This window comes from Aequorivita flava (assembly GCF_038742595.1).
In the GTDB taxonomy this organism is placed as follows: Bacteria; Bacteroidota; Bacteroidia; order Flavobacteriales; family Flavobacteriaceae; genus Aequorivita; species Aequorivita marisscotiae.
On the sequence record NZ_JBANCF010000006.1, the window covers coordinates 92,853 to 111,502 of the forward strand.

General features: G+C 39.3%; 14 protein-coding genes. 10 read left to right on the forward strand and 4 right to left on the reverse strand.

Annotated features, from left to right (window positions below):
* The 9 genes from VZD24_RS09205 to VZD24_RS09245 all read left to right on the forward strand — a co-directional run bounded on the left by VZD24_RS09205 (position 1) and on the right by VZD24_RS09245 (position 14,093).
* Positions 1–2,409: a 3-hydroxyacyl-CoA dehydrogenase/enoyl-CoA hydratase family protein gene (locus VZD24_RS09205; protein ID WP_342687469.1), complete on the forward strand. Its 2,409-nt coding sequence runs from the start codon at positions 1–3 to the stop codon at positions 2,407–2,409.
* 63 nt (positions 2,410–2,472) lie between these two features.
* Positions 2,473–2,859 (forward strand): four helix bundle protein, encoded by a 387-nt coding sequence (locus tag VZD24_RS09210; protein ID WP_342688792.1) that lies wholly within the window; start codon positions 2,473–2,475, stop codon positions 2,857–2,859.
* 84 nt (positions 2,860–2,943) lie between these two features.
* Positions 2,944–4,140 carry an acetyl-CoA C-acyltransferase gene (locus VZD24_RS09215; protein ID WP_342687468.1) on the forward strand — a complete coding sequence of 399 codons (1,197 nt, stop codon included), beginning with the start codon at positions 2,944–2,946 and terminating at the stop codon, positions 4,138–4,140.
* Positions 4,141–4,206: 66 nt separating this feature from the next.
* A complete protein-coding gene (locus VZD24_RS09220) occupies positions 4,207–4,566 on the forward strand; it encodes a four helix bundle protein (RefSeq protein ID WP_279448280.1) in 360 nt (119 codons plus the stop codon).
* A 184-nt stretch (positions 4,567–4,750) separates the two neighbouring features.
* Complete coding sequence (locus VZD24_RS09225) at positions 4,751–6,562, forward strand: acyl-CoA dehydrogenase FadE (protein WP_279448281.1); 1,812 nt, start codon at positions 4,751–4,753, stop codon at positions 6,560–6,562.
* 121 nt (positions 6,563–6,683) lie between these two features.
* A complete protein-coding gene (locus VZD24_RS09230; RefSeq protein ID WP_342687467.1) occupies positions 6,684–7,547 on the forward strand; it encodes a TolB-like translocation protein in 864 nt (287 codons plus the stop codon).
* 131 nt (positions 7,548–7,678) lie between these two features.
* On the forward strand, positions 7,679–9,028 hold the full coding sequence (locus tag VZD24_RS09235; RefSeq protein WP_342687466.1) for a M28 family peptidase: 1,350 nt from the start codon (positions 7,679–7,681) through the stop codon (positions 9,026–9,028).
* Positions 9,029–9,144: 116 nt separating this feature from the next.
* Positions 9,145–10,767, forward strand: coding sequence for a M1 family metallopeptidase (locus VZD24_RS09240; protein WP_342687522.1), 1,623 nt, complete (start codon positions 9,145–9,147; stop codon positions 10,765–10,767).
* 35 nt (positions 10,768–10,802) lie between these two features.
* Positions 10,803–14,093 carry an amidohydrolase family protein gene (locus tag VZD24_RS09245; protein WP_342687465.1) on the forward strand — a complete coding sequence of 1,097 codons (3,291 nt, stop codon included), beginning with the start codon at positions 10,803–10,805 and terminating at the stop codon, positions 14,091–14,093.
* Positions 14,094–14,141: 48 nt separating this feature from the next.
* Here the strand turns inward: VZD24_RS09245 and VZD24_RS09250 are convergent, their stop codons facing one another.
* Positions 14,142–14,774: a fasciclin domain-containing protein gene (locus VZD24_RS09250; RefSeq protein ID WP_279448288.1), complete on the reverse strand. Its 633-nt coding sequence runs from the start codon at positions 14,772–14,774 to the stop codon at positions 14,142–14,144.
* A gap of 208 nt (positions 14,775–14,982) precedes the next feature.
* Here VZD24_RS09250 and VZD24_RS09255 point away from each other — a divergent pair, with 208 nt between their 5' ends.
* A complete protein-coding gene (locus tag VZD24_RS09255; RefSeq protein ID WP_279448290.1) occupies positions 14,983–15,360 on the forward strand; it encodes a LysM peptidoglycan-binding domain-containing protein in 378 nt (125 codons plus the stop codon).
* A gap of 69 nt (positions 15,361–15,429) precedes the next feature.
* Here the strand turns inward: VZD24_RS09255 and VZD24_RS09260 are convergent, their stop codons facing one another.
* From VZD24_RS09260 to VZD24_RS09270, 3 genes are all read right to left on the reverse strand, one after another.
* Positions 15,430–16,893 (reverse strand): MoxR family ATPase, encoded by a 1,464-nt coding sequence (locus tag VZD24_RS09260; protein WP_279448292.1) that lies wholly within the window; start codon positions 16,891–16,893, stop codon positions 15,430–15,432.
* 44 nt (positions 16,894–16,937) lie between these two features.
* Positions 16,938–17,294: a four helix bundle protein gene (locus tag VZD24_RS09265; protein WP_279448293.1), complete on the reverse strand. Its 357-nt coding sequence runs from the start codon at positions 17,292–17,294 to the stop codon at positions 16,938–16,940.
* A 102-nt stretch (positions 17,295–17,396) separates the two neighbouring features.
* Complete coding sequence (locus tag VZD24_RS09270) at positions 17,397–18,518, reverse strand: vWA domain-containing protein (RefSeq protein ID WP_279448295.1); 1,122 nt, start codon at positions 18,516–18,518, stop codon at positions 17,397–17,399.
* Positions 18,519–18,650: the final 132 nt, after the last annotated feature.

Consider the following 18,650-nt stretch of genomic DNA (forward strand, 5'->3'; position numbering starts at 1 on the left):
ATGTCAAAAAGAAGAATTAACAAAGTAGCGGTAATCGGTTCCGGAATAATGGGAAGCGGCATAGCTTGCCATTTCGCCAATATTGGTGTGGAAGTGCTTTTACTAGACATTGTTCCACGCGAACTTACAGATGCCGAAAAAAAGAAAGGGCTAACCCTGGAAGATAAAGTGGTGCGCAACCGTATTGTAAACGACGATTTGCAGAAAGCAATAAAAAGCAACCCTGCTCCACTCTATCACAAGGATTTTGCAAAACGAATTTCCACCGGAAATTTAGAAGACGATATATCGAAAGTAAAAACTGCCGATTGGATAATTGAAGTGGTAATTGAACGTTTGGATATCAAAAAACAAGTTTTTGAAAATCTAGACAAACACAGAAAGCCGGGCACGCTAATTACTTCCAATACTTCCGGTATTCCTATAAAATTTATGAGTGAAGGGCGAAGTGAGGATTTCCAGAAACACTTCTGCGGAACACACTTTTTTAATCCACCGAGATATTTAAAATTATTTGAAATTATTCCAGGTCCAAAAACTTCACCCGAAGTGTTGGAATTCCTAAATGGTTACGGTGAAAAATTTCTCGGAAAAACTTCCGTTGTCGCAAAAGACACCCCTGCATTTATAGGAAACAGAATTGGAATCTTCGGAATCCAAAGTCTGTTTCATCAAGTGAAGGAAATGGGGCTCACCATTGAAGAAGTAGATAAATTAACCGGCCCGGTAATTGGTCGTCCAAAATCCGCAACTTTCCGTACGGTAGACGTTGTAGGTTTAGACACATTGGTACACGTTGCAAAAGGTATTTATGACAACGTACCCGATGACGAGGAGCACGGCATTTTCCAAATTCCCGGTTTTATCGATACCATGATGGAAAAAAAATGGTTGGGTAGCAAAAGCGGACAAGGTTTCTACAAAAAGGTAAAAAATGACGACGGAAGTAGCGAAATTCTATCGCTTGATCTCGATACCATGGAATATCGAAAAAGCAAAAAAGCATCTTTCGGCACTTTGGAAAAAACAAAATCGGTTGATAAAGTTACAGACCGTTTTCCAATTCTTATTAAAGGTGAAGATAAAGCTGGCGAATTTTACCGAAAAAACTTCGGCGCAATGTTCGCCTATGTTTCAAAACGAATTCCTGAAATAACCGACGAGCTTTACAAGATTGATGATGCCATGAAAGCAGGTTTTGGCTGGGATAACGGTCCATTTGAAATCTGGGATGCCGTTGGCGTTAAAAAGGGAATTGAATTAATAAAAGATTTAGGGAAAGAACCAGCCGCTTGGGTTAATGAAATGCTTGACGCTGGCGTAGAGTCATTCTATACCGTAAAAGACGGAAACACCTATTATTACGATATTCCACAGAAAAAACATGTAAAAGTTCCCGGACAGGATTCGTTTATAATTTTAGACAACATCCGTAAAACTTCCGAAGTTTTTAGAAATAACGGGGTTATAGTTGAGGATCTGGGCGACGGTATCTTAAACGTAGAATTTATAAGTAAGATGAACGCCGTAGGTGGCGACGTTTTGGCTGGAATAAATAAAGCAATTGATTTGGCCGAAAAAGATTACGACGGTTTGGTAATTGCCAATAACGGCAAAAACTTTTCAGTTGGCGCCAATATTGGAATGATATTTATGATGGCCGTAGAGCAGGAATATGATGAATTGAACGCTGCGGTAAAATACTTTCAGGATACAAGCATGCGACTTCGTTATTCGTCGATTCCCGTTGTGGTTGCGCCGCACGGAATGACATTGGGCGGAGGTTGTGAGTTTACATTACACGCAGATCGTGTGGTTGCAGCAGCCGAAAGTTACATTGGATTGGTTGAGTTTGGCGTTGGGGTTATTCCCGGCGGAGGCGGTTCTAAAGAAATGGCAATGCGTGCGAGCGATACATTTATGAAAGACGATGTGGAGTTAAACAGACTTCAGGAATATTTCCTGACCATTGCAATGGCAAAAGTTTCCACTTCGGCTTACGAAGCTTACGATACGGGAATTCTTAAAAAAGGAAAAGATATCGTAATTGTTAATCAAAACAGACAAATAGCCGCAGCGAAGGAAGTAGCGCGTTTTATGGCAGATCAAGGATATACGAAACCAATACAAAGAACCGATGTAAAAGTACTCGGAAAACAGGCCTTGGGAATGTTCCTCGTAGGGACCGACCAAATGGTTGCCGGTAATTACATTAGCGAGCACGACAAGAAAATTGCAAATAAGCTTGCCTACGTGATGGCGGGTGGCGATTTAAGCGAAGCAAGTTACGTAAGCGAGCAATATTTGCTAGATCTTGAAAGAGAAGCGTTCTTGAGCCTTACGGGTGAAAGAAAGACTTTGGAAAGATTACAACATATGATTCAGAAAGGGAAACCGTTGCGTAATTAAAAAGACTTAAGACTATATGACGTAAGATATAGGACTTAAAACCCTTTAAAACTGAGGTTTAATTTGTTAATAAATATAGAAGATATGGCTGCAAAACATAATTTTAGAAAACTTACTATTTGGAATGAAGGTATTGAATTGGCGAAAGAAACATATGCCACCACTAAAATATTTCCAAAATCTGAAACTTATGGATTGTCTAATCAGATGCAGCGATGCGCAGTATCTGTACCTTCAAATATTGCAGAAGGAACTGCTAAAAGCTCCGATAAACATTTTCTTCAATATTTAGAAACAGCTTTGGGCTCAGCCTTTGAATGGGAAACACAACTAATTATATCTTATGAAATAGGATATATTTCGGAGGAAACGTTTACACATTTAGAAACTAAAATTCAGAAAATCCAAGGAATGTTAACGCGTTTTATGGAAAGTCTGTCAAATCACTAATATAAATTTAAGACTTAAAACAAAGGATTGTATAGTTTAGTCTTACGTCCTACGTCTTACCGTCTTAAGTCAAAAATTAAAACTATGAAACAAAGAACTGCTTATATTGTTAAAGCATACAGAACCGCAGTGGGTAAAGCACCCCGCGGAGTTTTCCGTTTTAAAAGACCAGACGAACTGGCTGCGGAAACTATTAAATATATAATGAACGAATTGCCGCAACTCGACAAAAAACGAATTGACGACGTAATCGTGGGCAATGCAATGCCCGAAGCCGAGCAAGGTCTGAATATGGGTAGGTTGATTTCGTTGATGGGGCTTGATATTGTTGATATCCCCGGAATGACGGTAAACCGCTATTGCGCATCGGGATTGGAGACAATTTCAATTGCAACAGCAAAAATTCAAAGTGGAATGGCAGATTGTATAATTGCCGGTGGTGCAGAAAGCATGAGCTTTATTCCTATGGGTGGGTACAAACCTGTTCCCGACTATAAAGTTGCCAAAGAAGGTAATGAAGACTATTACTGGAATATGGGGTTAACCGCCGAAGCTGTTGCAAAAAAGTACAATGTTTCTCGTGAAGACCAAGACGAATTTGCCTATACAAGTCAGATGCGTGCTTTAAAAGCGCAAGATGAAGATCGTTTTCAAGATCAGATAGTTCCTATAGAGATTGAAGAAACTTTTGTGAATGATTCAGGTAAAAAAGAAACCAGAAAATATACGGTAACCAAAGACGAAGGTCCTCGAAAAGGAACCAATATTGAAGCGCTTTCAAAACTGCGTCCTGTTTTCGCCCAAGGCGGAAGTGTAACCGCGGGTAATTCCTCTCAAATGAGCGATGGTGCAGCTTTCGCCGTTATTATGAGTGAAGAAATGGTAAAGGAGCTAAACTTAGAACCTATAGCTCGTTTAGTGAGTTATGCAGCTGTGGGTGTAGAACCCAGTATAATGGGAATCGGGCCGCTTTATGCAATTCCAAAAGCATTAAAGCAAGCAGGTTTAAAACAGGATCAATTAGATTTAATTGAATTAAATGAAGCTTTCGCTTCGCAATCCTTAGCCGTTATTCGCGGACTTGGTTTAGACAAAGAAATTGTAAATGTAAACGGAGGCGCAATCGCCATGGGGCATCCGCTAGGCTGTACCGGCGCCAAGCTGTCCGTTCAATTATTCGATGAAATGCGAAAACGAGATATGCAAGGCAAATACGGAATGGTTACAATGTGTGTGGGAACCGGGCAAGGGGCTGCGGGAGTTTACGAGTTTCTGAAGTAATTTGACTCAGGAATAAAGGGAAACAGGAACCAAGACTAAAGTACAAATAAGACTAAAAGTGAATAAATGAAACGGCATAATTTTAAAAAACTTCAAATTTGGAATGATAGTATGTCAATTATTGATCGTACCTATAAGTTTACTTGTAGTTTTCCAGATTTTGAAAGATTCGGATTGCGTACTCAAATGAACAGATGTTCAGTTTCAATGGCTTCAAATATTTCCGAAGGAAGTAGCAAGAGAACCGACACTCATTTCGCTAAATATTTAGATGATAGTTTAGGTTCAGCTTTTGAATGGGAAACACAGTTGATAGTTGCATATCGACAGAATTATATTTCCGAAGAACTTTTTAAAGAATTAGAAAAAGAAATAAACATATTGCAAAAGAAAATTTCAAAATTCATAGAAAGTCTTGATATCTAAAAAAGAATCAAGACATAAGTGAAGCTAGAAACAAGGCAAAGAAAACAGCCACAAAATTAGTGTAAAACGTACTGAGCCCTGAGTCTAAATGAAAAGGTAAAAATATTAAATAACCCGAATCAGTTTAATAACAGCACAATCTGTCCTGTTTCTTGAGTCCTGATTCCCGAATCAAATAAAAAATATGAGCACAACTGAAACAAAAAATAACGAACTTCTCCGCGGCGGACAATTTCTAGTAAAAGAAACAAAAGCCGAAGACATCTTCACACCAGAAGATTTTTCCGAAGAACAAAAAATGATGCGCGACTCTGTAAAGGAATTTGTAGATCGCGAAATCTGGCCAAATAAGGAACGTTTTGAACAACACGATTACGCCCTAACCGAAGAAATTATGCGAAAGGCTGGAGAAATGGGCCTTTTGGGGGTTGCCGTTCCTGAAGAATATGGCGGCCTTGGAATGAGTTTCGTAACAACAATGTTGGTTTGCGACTATATTTCGGGAGCAAGCGGTTCGGTGGCAACAGCTTTTGGCGCGCACACCGGTATTGGAACATTGCCAATAACCCTATACGGTACCGAAGAACAAAAGAAAAAATACGTGCCAAAACTTGCAACAGGCGAATGGTTTGGAGCATATGCCCTAACCGAACCGGGAGCAGGAAGCGATGCCAATAGCGGAAAAACAAAAGCCGTGCTTTCGGAAGATGGAAAAACATATTCCATTAACGGTCAAAAAATGTGGATTTCTAATGCAGGCTTTTGTAATACTTTCATCGTTTTTGCCAGAATTGAAGACGACAAAAACATAACCGGATTTATTGTAGAAAACGACGCTTCAAACGGAATTACATTTGGCGAGGAAGAAAAGAAATTAGGTATTCACTCCTCCTCTACCCGTCAGGTTTTCTTTAACGATACTAAAGTTCCCACAGAAAATATGTTAGGGGAACGTGGTGAAGGCTTTAAAATAGCGATGAATGCACTTAACGTTGGTCGTATTAAACTTGCTGCTGCAGGTCTTGACGGGCAACGTAGAGTAATTTCAAAAGCGGTGGAATACGCGAACGAAAGAATTCAATTTGATGTGCCAATTTCATCCTTTGGTGCCATTAAACTCAAGTTGGCCGAGATGGCAACCAATGCCTATGTAGATGAAAGTGCTTCGTATAGAGCCGCTAAAAATATTGAAGACAGAATCGCTCTTCGTATTAAAGCTGGTAATAGTCATCAAGAAGCCGAGCTAAAAGGCGTAGAGGAATACGCTATTGAATGTTCAATTTTAAAAGTAGCTGTTTCAGAAGACATTCAACATTGTACAGATGAAGGAATCCAGATTTATGGCGGAATGGGTTACAGTGCCGAAGCCCCCATGGAGTCTGCTTGGAGAGATGCGCGAATTACACGTATTTACGAAGGCACAAACGAAATTAACCGGATGCTTTCCGTTGGCATGCTTGTTAAAAAAGCAATGAAAGGCCACGTAGATCTTTTAGGACCTGCACAAGCCGTAGCTTCAGAATTGATGGGAATTCCTTCTTTTGAAACTCCCGATTTCTCCGAATTACTTTCCGAAGAAAAAGCAATGATTGCCAAACTGAAAAAAGTTTTTCTAATGGTTGCCGGAAGCGCTGTTCAAAAATATGGTACTGAGCTTGAAGAGCACCAACAAACATTATTGGCCGCTGCAGATATTTTAATTGAAATCTATATGGCTGAAAGTACAATTTTACGAACTGAAAAGAACGCAAAACGCTTTGGTGAAGAGTCGCAGGTAGAGCAAATTGCAATGTCTAAATTATACTTATACCACGCTGTAGATATCATTACGGTTAAGGCCAAGGAATCTATCCTCTCATTTGCAGAAGGCGACGAACAACGCGCTATGTTAATGGGCTTAAAACGATTCACTAAATATCAAAACATGCCAAATATTGGCGAATTGAGAAGAACGATTGCCGCCAAGGTAATTGCAGAAAACAAGTATCCGTTTTAAATAACCGGCTCCTAAATGTTTAAGCCGCGAATTCACAAATAAACTTTAAAGTTATTGTGAATTCGTGGTTTCCTTTTTTATGGCGCAGAGTTTGCTATTTTTGAAGAAAAACTGAATAATAATGAAAAAGCTCCTTTTATTACTTTTTATATTCGTAACCCAATTCGCTTTCACGCAAACCAACACCGAAATTTATGTATTCGATATTGCTCCTGCATACGAAGGATTAGAATTGCGCAATGCCCGAAATATTTCTAACAACGAAGGTTATGACAATCAGCCGTCATTTATATCGAACGAAACACTCGTTTTTGCGGGGAATAATGATGGGCAAACAGATATTTCGGAATACAACTTAACGTCAAAACTTCAAAAGTGGGTTAATAACAAAACCGAAGGCGGCGAATATTCACCGCAGAAATTCCCCACCAGCGAAGATTTTGCTGCCGTTAGATTAGACGAGGACGGTTTACAGCGTTTATACCGTTACAATGCTAAAACGGGTGCTTCTTCTGAAATAATTGAAGATTTACAAATTGCTTATTTTGCGTTTTATGACGAGCAGAAAATAGTAGCCACCGTTCTCAATGGCGACAATCTAGATTTGGTGCTAATTAACTTGAAATCAAAAACTGCCGATACATTATTTCAAAAGGCTGGAAGGTCCCTTCAAAAGGTTCCCAAAACCGAATCGATGAGCTATACATTGGTAAATGAAGAGGGTAATTTAGATTTATACCTGCTAGATATGAACAGTTCAGAAAATTATTTCGTTACCCAGCTTCCCATCGGAATTCAAGATTACGTATGGTTAAACGACACGCAAATACTTATTGGCAGTGGCAACAAACTTTACATGTACGATACTTTGGGTAATTCTGAATGGGCTCGAGTCGCATCCCTTGAAGAATATGGATTGAAAAATATTTCGCGAATGGCGATCAGCCCTAACGGAAAAATACTGGCCGTCGTGGGGGAAGAATAGATGTAAGTTTATATAATTTCAATATGCTCGATATTGCAAACCTAACAGGTTTTTAAAACCTGTTAGGTTTTATTTTAACCACGCAGGTCTTTATTTTCTTTTTGCTATTTTTAGCCAAAATTTTCTTCCCTATGAAAATACTCTGTTTACTTCTTTTATTAATGCTCTCTTTTGCTTCTTTTTCACAAACCAGTCAGAGAACACTTTCAGACGGAAAATTGTACGATATAATAAATTCAGTTTCTTCAGAGAGAATTGAAGCCGATATAACCACGCTTGCCAACTTTGGCACCCGAAATACGTTTAGTGACACCGTAAGCAATACTCGCGGAATAGGCGCAGCCCGAAGATTTATAAAAAATGAATTTGAAACTATTTCAAAAGATTGCAATAACTGTTTAAATGTTTTTTATCAAAAAGATTTCGTAAAAGCTGAAGGCAATGACCGTGTTCCCCAAGATACTTGGATTGTAAACGTGGCCGCTGTTCAAAAAGGAAGTAAATATCCAAACCGTTACATCATCATGAGCGGCGATATAGACTCCCGAAACAGCGACGGCAGCGATTTTACCAAAGATGCACCCGGCGCCAACGACAATGCCAGCGGAATGGCGGGTACTATTGAGGCTGCCCGCGTACTTTCAAAATATAAATTTGAAAGCAGTATTATTTATTTAGGATTGAGCGGCGAGGAACAGGGACTTTTTGGCGGCAAAGGTTTCGCAGACTATGCAAAAGCCCAAGGCTGGGAAATCATAGGCGTTTTTAATAATGATATGATTGGAAACATTAAAGGCGTTGACGGGGTAATTAGCAATCGCGATTTTAGAATTTTTAGCGAACCCGTCCCTCCAACGGAAACAGAGCGGGAGCGGCAAATGCGACGTTTTTACGGCGGCGAGGTGGATGGAGTTTCGCGGCAATTAGCGCGCTATGTGTATAAAACCACCAAAAAGTTTATGCCAGAAATGAATCCGATGATGGTCTATCGTTTAGATCGTTTTGGCCGTGGCGGGCACCACCGCCCGTTTAACGATTTGGGTTGGGCAGGAATCAGAATTATGGAGGCCCACGAAAACTACAATCAGCAACATCAGGACATACGCACCGAAAACGGCATTGAATACGGCGATAAACTAAAATTCGTAAACTTTGATTACGCCGCAAAACTAACCGCAGTAAATGCTATAAATTTAGCAAGCCTTGCCTGGGCACCACCTGCACCAAAAAATGTGGCCATTGGTGGTGTTGTAGAACCTTCAGCAAAATTGAAATGGGACAAAGTTGACGGTGCCATTGGCTATAAAATCTATTGGCGGGACACCACCAGCCCCACTTGGGACCACAGCCGTTACGTAGGTAATGTTTCAGAATTTACGTTGGAAGGAATTGTAATAGACAACTACTTTTTTGGGGTTGCAGCCATTGGAGAAAATGGGTTTGAAAGTGTGGTTGTTTTCCCTAATTCGGTTTTTAGGTGAAATGAACAACGTGCGCTATTTACCTCACGAAATTAAAATAGAAATGCAAAACAAATATGACAAAAATTTTAATCAAAGCACGAACCATTTCCCCCTTTGAAGGAGGATTAAGGGGGATGTGCACACTAGTGACCCTACTCCTAATTTCCACTATTTCCATTGCCCAAGAATTAACCCATGCCGACACCCTCCGCGGTAGTATAACCCCCGAACGTGCGTGGTGGGACGTTACCCATTATGATTTAAAGGTAACTGTAAACCCTTCCGAAAAAACCATTAAAGGCAGTAATACGATTACGTATAAAGTTTTAGACGAAAACGACCTTATGCAAATAGACCTGCAAAGCCCGATGACGATTGACAAAGTACTTCAAAATAAAAAGGAAATTCCAGTTACTTCCGAAGGAGATGCACATTTTTTAAAACTGCAACAAAAGCAAGAACCAGGCGAGGAAAACGAAATAACCATCTATTTTTCAGGGAAGCCGAGAGAAGCCGAGCGCCCACCGTGGGATGGCGGTTTCACTTGGAGCAAAGACAGCACCGGCAAACATTTTATTGCAACGTCTAACCAAGGTATTGGTGCCAGTGTTTGGTGGCCGCTAAAAGATCACCCTTCCGAAGAAGCCGATAACGGAGTTACAATTGCAGTTACAACACCTAAAAACCTAATGGATGTTAGTAATGGCCGCTTAAAGAATGTAATTGAAAACAACGATTCCAAAACGTGGGTATGGGAAGTTGTAAACCCTATAAATAGCTATGGCGTAAATATAAATATAGGCGATTATATACATTTTGGCGAAAAGTATAAAGGCGAAAAAGGAATGCTGGACATGGATTATTACGTACTTCGTGAAAATGAAGCTAAAGCACGTGAGCAATTTAAACAAGCCCCAATGATGATGGAAGCTTTTGAACACTGGTTTGGGCCTTACCCTTTTTACGAAGACGGCTACAAACTCGTGGAAGCGCCCTATTTGGGAATGGAACACCAAAGTAGCGTAACTTATGGCAACAATTTTAAAAACGGTTATTTAGGCAGTGATGTGTCTGGTAGTGGCTGGGGAATGAAATTTGATTTTATTATAATTCACGAAAGTGGGCACGAATGGTTTGCAAATAACATCACCAATAAAGACGTAGCCGATATGTGGGTGCATGAAGGTTTTACCAGTTATTCGGAGAATATTTATTTAGATTATCACTTCGGAAAAAAAGCTTCTTCGGAATATGTAATTGGTGTTCGCAATAATGTGGTTAACGACACTCCCATCGTTGGTCGTTATTACAACGTAAATAAATCTGGCAGTAGCGATATGTATTACAAAGGTGCAAATGTGCTGCATACAGTGCGGCAATTGATTGCAGACGATGAAAAATGGCGGCAGATTTTAAGGGGATTAAATAAAGAGTTTTACCATCAAAATGTAACTACCCAGCAAGTTGAAAATTATATCAGTGACAAAAGTGGAATTGACTTATCAACCTATTGGAATCAATATTTACGCACCACGATGATTCCCACGGTAGAATATTTAATAGATGGAAATACCTTGAAATTTCGCTATGTTGAAACGGTAGAAAACTTCAAAATGCCTATAATTGCACTAGTCAATGAAACTGAAACTTGGATTACCCCTACCGTCCAATGGCAAACCAAGGAACTTCCTACTACAATTAAAACATTTCAGATTAAAAAAGATTTTTATGTAAATACCATACACGTGAAAAAATAAAACCCAATTGTCCAGAATATAGAATCCGAAAAACAATGAAATTACTTACAACTATTGCCCTTCTTGCCTGTTCGTTAACATTAACCGCACAAAAGAAAAACAAAAAGGACCCAGAAAAGGAAACCACCAAATGGGAAGTGGCCAATCCCGGGAAAGATTTTAATTACAAAACACATACTTTCACTACAAACGAAGGTACGTGGATGAACCTAGACGTGAGCCCAGATGGGCAAACCATCGTTTTTGATATGGTGGGCGATATTTACACTTTGCCTATCTCGGGCGGCACGGCCAAAGCCATTAGAACTGGAATTCCCTTTGAAATCCAGCCCAGATTTAGTCCCGATGGCACTAAAATTTCCTTTACAAGCGATGCCGGTGGCGGAGACAATATTTGGGTAATGAACGCCGATGGAAGCGATGCAAAGCAAATTACCAAGGAAGATTTTAGGCTTTTAAACAACGCCGTTTGGAGCGCAGATGGCAAGTATTTAATTGCCCGAAAGCATTTTTCTTCAAGTAGAAGCCTGGGTGCAGGCGAAATGTGGCAATATCACAAAACTGGCGGCACAGGCTTACAACTAACAAAACGAAAAAACGACCAACAGGATGTAAATGAACCTTTTGTATCGCCAGACGGAAAATATCTGTATTACAGTGAAGATATGTACCCGGGCGGCTATTTTCAGTACAACAAAGACCCAAACAGTCAGATATATGTTATAAAGAGGTACGAATTTGAAACCGGCGAAACCAAAACTATTACCGGAGGTCCCGGAGGCGCCGTGCGACCAACAATTTCCCACGACGGCAAAAAATTGGCATTTATAAAAAGAGTACGTACCAAAAGTGTATTGTTTCTCCACGATTTAGAAACAGGGGAAGAATATCCTATTTATGATAAATTGAATAAAGATCAGCAGGAAGCTTGGGCTCTTTTCGGAGTATATCCAAATTTTAGTTGGACGCCCAACGACCAAGAAATTATTTTTTGGAGCGGTGGAAAAATCAATAAAATTGATGTTACCACTTTGGCGGTAACAGCTATTCCGTTTACCGCCGAAGTAAACATTGATTTAGCGGAAACAGTTCATTTCAACAATAAAATTGAAACCGAAACTTTTACGCCTAAAATGATTCGCCATGCTGTAACGTCGCCAGATGGCGAATTTATTGTTTTCAGCGCATTGGGTCATCTTTATAAAAAAACCTTGCCAAATGGTGAGCCAATACGATTAACGCAAAGTACCCACTTTGAATTTGAGCCCACCTTCTCCCCCAACGGAACTGATATAGTTTACGTTAGTTGGAGCGATTTGGAAAAAGGAGCCATAAATAAAATTTCGGCAAATGGCGGGACCCCGGTAAAATTGACTTCAGAAAAAGGAATTTACAGAACGCCGTCGTTTTCGCAAAACGGTACGCAAATAGTTTTCCGAAAAGAAAAAGGTAACACGGACCAAGGTTTTACTTACACCAAAAATCCCGGTATTTACACCATGAATGCCAATGGCAGTGATATAAAATTTGTAATAGACAAAGGCGAATACCCAATGTTTACGAAGGATGGAAAACGAATTTTTCTACAAACCGGCGGAACCTATTTTGGAGATATTGAAAAAAAACTAATTAGTGTAAATTTAAATGGTAATGATGAAAAAACACACCTTACCTCTAAATATGCAAATAGATTAATACCCAGCCCCGATAATGAGTGGATCGCATTTACCAACCTTCACAAGTTGTTTGTTGCACCATTGTTGCTAAATGGGCATACAATAGATTTGGACGATAAAACAAAAGCACTTCCAGTTTCCCAGCTTGCGAAAGACGCGGGAATAAATATTCATTGGTCGCCAACGAGCAAAAAAATAATGTGGACGTTGGGTGATGAATATTTTAGCAATGAACTCAAAAACCGCTTTACTTTTTTATCTGGTTCGCCTGAAAAAGTACCCGAAATAACGTTAGAAGGAACAAAAATTGGTCTGCAAGCCAAAGTTGACAAACCCAGTGGAAAAATAGCCTTTACCAATGCGCGCATCATTACTATGGAAGGCGATAATGTAATTGAGAATGGAACCATTGTAATTAATGGTAATATCATTGAAGCTATTGGTGCAGCCGATAAAGTTTCTGTTCCCGCGGGCACCAAGGTATATTCCGCAGAAGGGCAAACCATTATGCCCGGAATGGTAGATGCACACGCACACGTGGGCGCTTTCCGTTATGGGTTGCCATCGCAACAATACTGGCCGTTTATGGCAAATTTAGCTTTTGGAGTAACTACCTCGCACGATCCTTCGGCAAATACTGAAACGGTATTTACACTCTCCGAGCTTCAAAAGAGCGGACAATTAGTGGGGCCGCGTTTGTTTTCAACAGGTTTTATTCTTTACGGTGCCGATGGCGATTTTAAAGCGGTAATCAATAATTTGGAAGATGCGCGTAGCAGTATTCGCCGTACAAAAGCATTTGGTGCAAAAAGTGTAAAAAGTTACAATCAACCCCGCAGGGATCAACGCCAGCAAGTATTGCAGGCCGCCCGTGAATTAGGAATTAACGTGGTTCCAGAAGGTGGGTCAACATTTTATCACAATATTACCCAGGTAATTGATGGCCATTCCGGTATTGAACACAACATTCCGGTAGCTCCTGTTTATAAGGATATTCTGGAAATTTGGGGTGAAAGTGGCACTGGCTACACACCAACCCTAATTGTAAATTACGGCGGAATGAATGGCGAATTTTACTATTATGAACGCGATAACGTTTGGGAAAATAAAAAGCTACTTACGTTTAGTCCACGTAGTATTATAGATAGTCGCTCTCGCCACCGAATGAAAACCCCGCAGGAGGAATATAAAAACGGTCATATTTTAGTCTCTGAAACCGTGAAAAGCTTGAGTGATGCGGGAGTAAAAGTAAATATGGGCGCACACGGACAGTTGCAAGGTTTGGGTGCACACTGGGAAACGTGGATGTTGCAACAAGGCGGAATGAGCAACTTGGAAGCATTAAAGGCTGCCACCATTAATTCGGCCGAATACATTGGAGCAGGTAACGATATTGGATCGTTGAAGGTTGGCAAGCTTGCCGATTTAATTGTAATGGACAAAAATCCGTTGGAAGATATAGAAAACACCGAATCTATAAAAATGGTAATGATAAACGGCAGATTGTACGATGCCGCGACCATGAATGAAATAGGCAACAATCCTAAAGAACGTTTGCCATTTTTCTGGGAAATGGACAATTACAACCAAGCATTTCCGTGGCATCAAGAAACGCACGGTTTTATGGATGGTGGTTGTAGCTGTCATTAATAAAAAAAGCCCCAAACTGGGGCTTTTTAATTTATATATAATATTGAGTTACATTTTTGGCATTAGCACTTTATCAATTACGTGTACTGTACCGTTAGACGCTTCCATATCAGCACTTGTTACTGTAGCTGTATTTCCTTTGGCATCTTTAATCATCACTTTACCTCCTTTTTCGGATAAAGTTAAAACTTCACCGTTTAAAGTAGTAACCTCTAACTTGTTATTAGCTTCCTTAATTTTCGCCAATACGTCGGCAGCAGGCAATTTACCTTGAAGTACGTGGTACTTTAATAAACCTTGAAGCTGCTCTTTGTTTTCTGGCATCATTAAATTATCCATAGTTGCCTTGGGTACTTTATTAAAAGCTTCATTAGTTGGAGCAAATACGGTGTACTCGCCTTCAGATTTTAACGTCTGTGCCAAATCGGCTGCTTGAAGTGCGCTAACCAATGTTGATAAATCTGAATTACCCATCGCTTTTGCAGCAATTGAATTGGCTTCCATTTCTGCCATTTTAGCTTGGTTATCGGCTTCAATTTGCATTAATGAATCCTTTTCGCGCTCCATACGCATCTGTTCTGCTTGTGCTTGCGCTTCAGCTTCTTTCTTTTTCGAGTCTTCACAGCTTGCAAAAAGCATTGTTACTACTGCAAGAGACATTACAATTGTTTTTAGTTTCATAATAGTTTTTGTTGATTTAAAGTTTGCATCAAAGATATTTCAAGTGCCGGTAACTTTTTCACAATTGAGATTAATCTTTAGTTAAATATTTTGTAAATTTTCAAGAAGAAGTTCAATATAACACCCCTATTACTAAAGTTTTGCTAATTCAGAAATTGGAAGCCATAAAATACTATCTTTAATAATTAATTTTTAAATTTTTTACAAAATGATCAAATCAAAATACCAAAGTGTTCTCGATTTAGGAGAAAAACTGAACATCCAAAATGGCGATGTAAAAGAAGAAAACGGCCAACTAAAAGTTTGGGGTACAGCTAAAAATCAATACGAAAAAAATCTTCTTTGGGATGAAATTAAACGTGTGGGTGGCGAAAATCCAACCGATATAATGGCAGATATTAAAGTTGCCGATACTTCTGCCTTTGCCCACCATACCGTAAAAAGCGGTGAATCGCTTAGTAAAATTGCAAAACAGTATTACGGCAATGCCAATAAATACAATGCTATTTTTGAAGCCAACAAAGGAAAGTTGAAGTCTGCAGATTTAATTCATCCTGGAGACGAGTTGGTTATTCCGAATATTTAATATTTCTTACTATAAAAAACCGCCAGCTTTGTATAGTTCTGGCGGTTTTTTATTTATTGAAATTTTCAATTAAAGTTTGCTTATATAACTTCCGTATAAATCCTTGAAGTGCAAACCATTGCCTACACTGAATTTGCTCAGTTTTTTATTTTCGGCCAATGCCCACAAAACAACTTCTTTTAAAAAATAACTATCATTTTTTGAGGTCTCGGGCTGGTATTTTTCTATCAATTGTTGCAATGGAATAATTCGGTCCAGTTCATTCTTATATTCCTCATCGGAATAGGAATCTAGCAATTCAAAATCATTCTCCTCAAAAAACCAAGCAACTATTTCGGTATACGGGTCTGGATCATTTTCCTTGGTTAGCTTTTCAATTTTTGGAAACTTATTCTTAAAAATAGTATCCACGGCATCGGCAATTAACTGTTGTGCAACCTGCGAAACGCCTTCCTGCTCTCCTTCATAAACCAATTCAATCTTCCCGGTGATGGATGGAATAATACCTACAAAATCGCCTAACCGCACGCTGGTATTTTCTTCGCCATTGTGAAGGGCTCGTCTTTCCGCCGTGCTCAATAGATTCTCAAAGGCGGTAATACTTAATCGGGCACTTACCCCACTTTTGGCATCTATAAAATCATTTTCGCGGGCCTCAAAACTTATCTGTTCTAAAATATCCTTGGCCAAATCGGGCACATAAACATTTTCTTTAGCTTTAATGGCCTCGGCAGTTTCCTGTTCCGTAATCGTTCGGGCTGTTTCAATATCCTCGGGATAATGCGTTAAAATCTGGGAGCCAATTCTATCTTTTAGCGGTGTAACAATACTTCCGCGATTGGTATAATCTTCTGGATTGGCGGTAAAAACAAATTGAATATCCAGCGGCAAGCGTACGGCAAAACCGCGAATCTGAACGTCGCCTTCCTGCAAAATATTAAAAAGTGCCACTTGAATTCGCGGTTGTAAATCGGGCAATTCATTAATTACGAAAATGCAACGATTACTTCGCGGAATCATTCCAAAATGAATCACACGATCATCAGCGTAAGTCAGTTTTAGATTTGCCGCTTTTATGGGGTCAACATCGCCAATAATATCGGCAACTGTTACATCTGGCGTTGCAAGTTTTTCTGAAAAACGATCGTTGCGGTGAAGCCAACTAATTGGCGTATCGTCTCCCTTTTCTTGCATTAAATTTTTGGCATAACGCGAAATTGGGTTAAAAGGATCGTCGTTAATCTCACTGCCTTCAACAACGGGAATATACTCGTCCAAAAGCCCAACCATTTGGCGTGCCAACCGGGTTTTTGCTTGCCCGCGAAGTCCTAATAGATTGATGTTGTGTTTTGAAAGGATTGCGCGCTCCAACTCAGGGATTACGGTAAGTTCGTAGCCGTGAATACCTACGAAGGGCGTTTCTTTCTTCATTATTTTTTGAAGTAGATTCCTACGCAATTCTTCTTTGATTGATTTTGATTCGTAACCTGCTTTTTTTAGGTCGCCGAAGGTTTTAATTTTTTCTATTTTCATAAGTTTTATTAGATATAAGAGAAAAGAAGAAAGATAAAAGACTACTAACGCAATGTTTTTTGAAAACCTGAGGTCATCATTTGCAATTCTGTTATATTATTTTCCAACTTTTCCAATTCTGCATCATTAATATATTTTTTGTGATGTGCGATTAATAATTGAGTACTTAATTCATAAGATGATCCCAAAGAAATATCTAGAAAATGATTAAAAGATTTATCGGTTCGGGAAGATCCCTCTGCGATATTACTTGGAATTGAGATTGAACATCGACTCATTTGAGAAGTCAAGTTATACTGTTCTTTCTGCGGAAAAGCTTCTAAGATATCCGATGTATCAAAAGCAATATTCAAGGCCTTCTGCCATATTTTTAAATTTTTATAATTGTGTTTGATTTTCATAGGATGCATATTTTAGAATTAAATAAATCTGTTTTTCACTTTTTCTTTCCTCTTTATTCTTTCTTCTTTATTCTTTCCTCTTTATTCTTTCTCCTTTATTTTTCAACGCAATCGTTTTGTTCTGTTGGTTTCATAATCACTAAAAATCATTTCGCCCAAACCTTTTAATCCTGTGTAAAAAGCTTTGCCTTTATTGGCTGCGGTAAATTCTTCTACAAACTGCATTAAATAAGGGTCTTCAGCAATCATAAAAGTTGTAATCGGAATATGGAGTTTTCGCGCTTGCGCAGCCATGGAGTAACATTTATTCACAATATAACTGTCCAGACCATTGCTGTTTTTATAATAGCGCCCATTGGGAAGCCTTACACAACTTGGCTTGCCATCGGTTATCATAAAAATCTGTTTATTGGTGTTTCGTTTTCTTCGCAATAAATCCATTGCCAATTGAAGTCCCGCAACCGTATTTGTGTGATACGGCCCCACATTTAAATACGGCAAATCCTTAATTTTAATGGGCCAGGCATTGTTTCCGAAGACTAAAATATCCAACGTATCTTTTGGGTAGCGCGTGGTAATAAATTCTGAAAGTGCCATCGCCACTTTTTTTGCGGGCGTTATGCGGTCTTCGCCGTAAAGAATCATGCTGTGGCTTATATCAATCATCAGCACTGTACTCATCTGGGTTTTATACATGGTTTCTTCAACCACCAAATCGTTTTCAGACAGTGTAAAATCGCCCAAACCGTGATTTATCTGTGCGTTTTTAAAACTTTCGGTCATTGAAATTTGTTCCAGCGAATCGCCAAAACGGTAGTCGCGAAACTCGCCGGCTTGCTCATCTCCCCTGCCCGTTTGTTTTGTTCGGTGGTTGCCTGCCCCGCTTTTTCGGAGTTTCCCGAAAATTTGTTCCAAAGCCCGCTTCCGGAGTGCTCTTTCGGTTTTTTCGGTGATTGCCAAACCGCTTTTACCATCAATTTTAATTTCTTCGCGCAGGTAGCCTTTCTTTTTTAAATCTTCCACAAAATCGTCTAAAGTATAATCGTCTGTAGTAAGATTATATTCTTCATCTAACTGCTTTAGCCAGTCCATCGCTTCATCAAAATCACCGGAGGTATGGGTAATTAGTTCCTGAAAAACATCAAAAAGTTTCTCGAATGGCGATTGGTCTTTGGGAGTGTGTTTTGTGAAAATAAATCCGCTCTTTGCCTCTTTTCTATTCATAATCTAAAAATAAAACAATCCTTGTTTAAAAAAAAAGTCGAAACGTTAAACTCCTACCAAAAAAAGCGATTTATGAAATAAAAAATTTAATGTGAGCAAAATAAAAATTCAGTAGATTTGTTTTGAAAATCA

Excerpts from the sequence above, each read along its gene's own strand:
- VZD24_RS09205 (WP_342687469.1), top strand. The coding sequence starts at position 1 with ATGTCAAAAAGAAGAATTAACAAAGTAGCGGTAATCGGTTCCGGAATA.
- VZD24_RS09215 (WP_342687468.1), top strand. The coding sequence starts at position 2,944 with ATGAAACAAAGAACTGCTTATATTGTTAAAGCATACAGAACCGCAGTG.
- VZD24_RS09220 (WP_279448280.1), top strand. The coding sequence starts at position 4,207 with ATGAAACGGCATAATTTTAAAAAACTTCAAATTTGGAATGATAGTATG.
- VZD24_RS09225 (WP_279448281.1), top strand. The coding sequence starts at position 4,751 with ATGAGCACAACTGAAACAAAAAATAACGAACTTCTCCGCGGCGGACAA.
- VZD24_RS09230 (WP_342687467.1), top strand. The coding sequence starts at position 6,684 with ATGAAAAAGCTCCTTTTATTACTTTTTATATTCGTAACCCAATTCGCT.
- VZD24_RS09235 (WP_342687466.1), top strand. The coding sequence starts at position 7,679 with ATGAAAATACTCTGTTTACTTCTTTTATTAATGCTCTCTTTTGCTTCT.
- VZD24_RS09240 (WP_342687522.1), top strand. The coding sequence starts at position 9,145 with ATGTGCACACTAGTGACCCTACTCCTAATTTCCACTATTTCCATTGCC.
- VZD24_RS09245 (WP_342687465.1), top strand. The coding sequence starts at position 10,803 with ATGAAATTACTTACAACTATTGCCCTTCTTGCCTGTTCGTTAACATTA.
- VZD24_RS09250 (WP_279448288.1), bottom strand. The coding sequence starts at position 14,774 with ATGAAACTAAAAACAATTGTAATGTCTCTTGCAGTAGTAACAATGCTT.
- VZD24_RS09255 (WP_279448290.1), top strand. The coding sequence starts at position 14,983 with ATGATCAAATCAAAATACCAAAGTGTTCTCGATTTAGGAGAAAAACTG.
- VZD24_RS09260 (WP_279448292.1), bottom strand. The coding sequence starts at position 16,893 with ATGAAAATAGAAAAAATTAAAACCTTCGGCGACCTAAAAAAAGCAGGT.
- VZD24_RS09265 (WP_279448293.1), bottom strand. The coding sequence starts at position 17,294 with ATGAAAATCAAACACAATTATAAAAATTTAAAAATATGGCAGAAGGCC.
- VZD24_RS09270 (WP_279448295.1), bottom strand. The coding sequence starts at position 18,518 with ATGAATAGAAAAGAGGCAAAGAGCGGATTTATTTTCACAAAACACACT.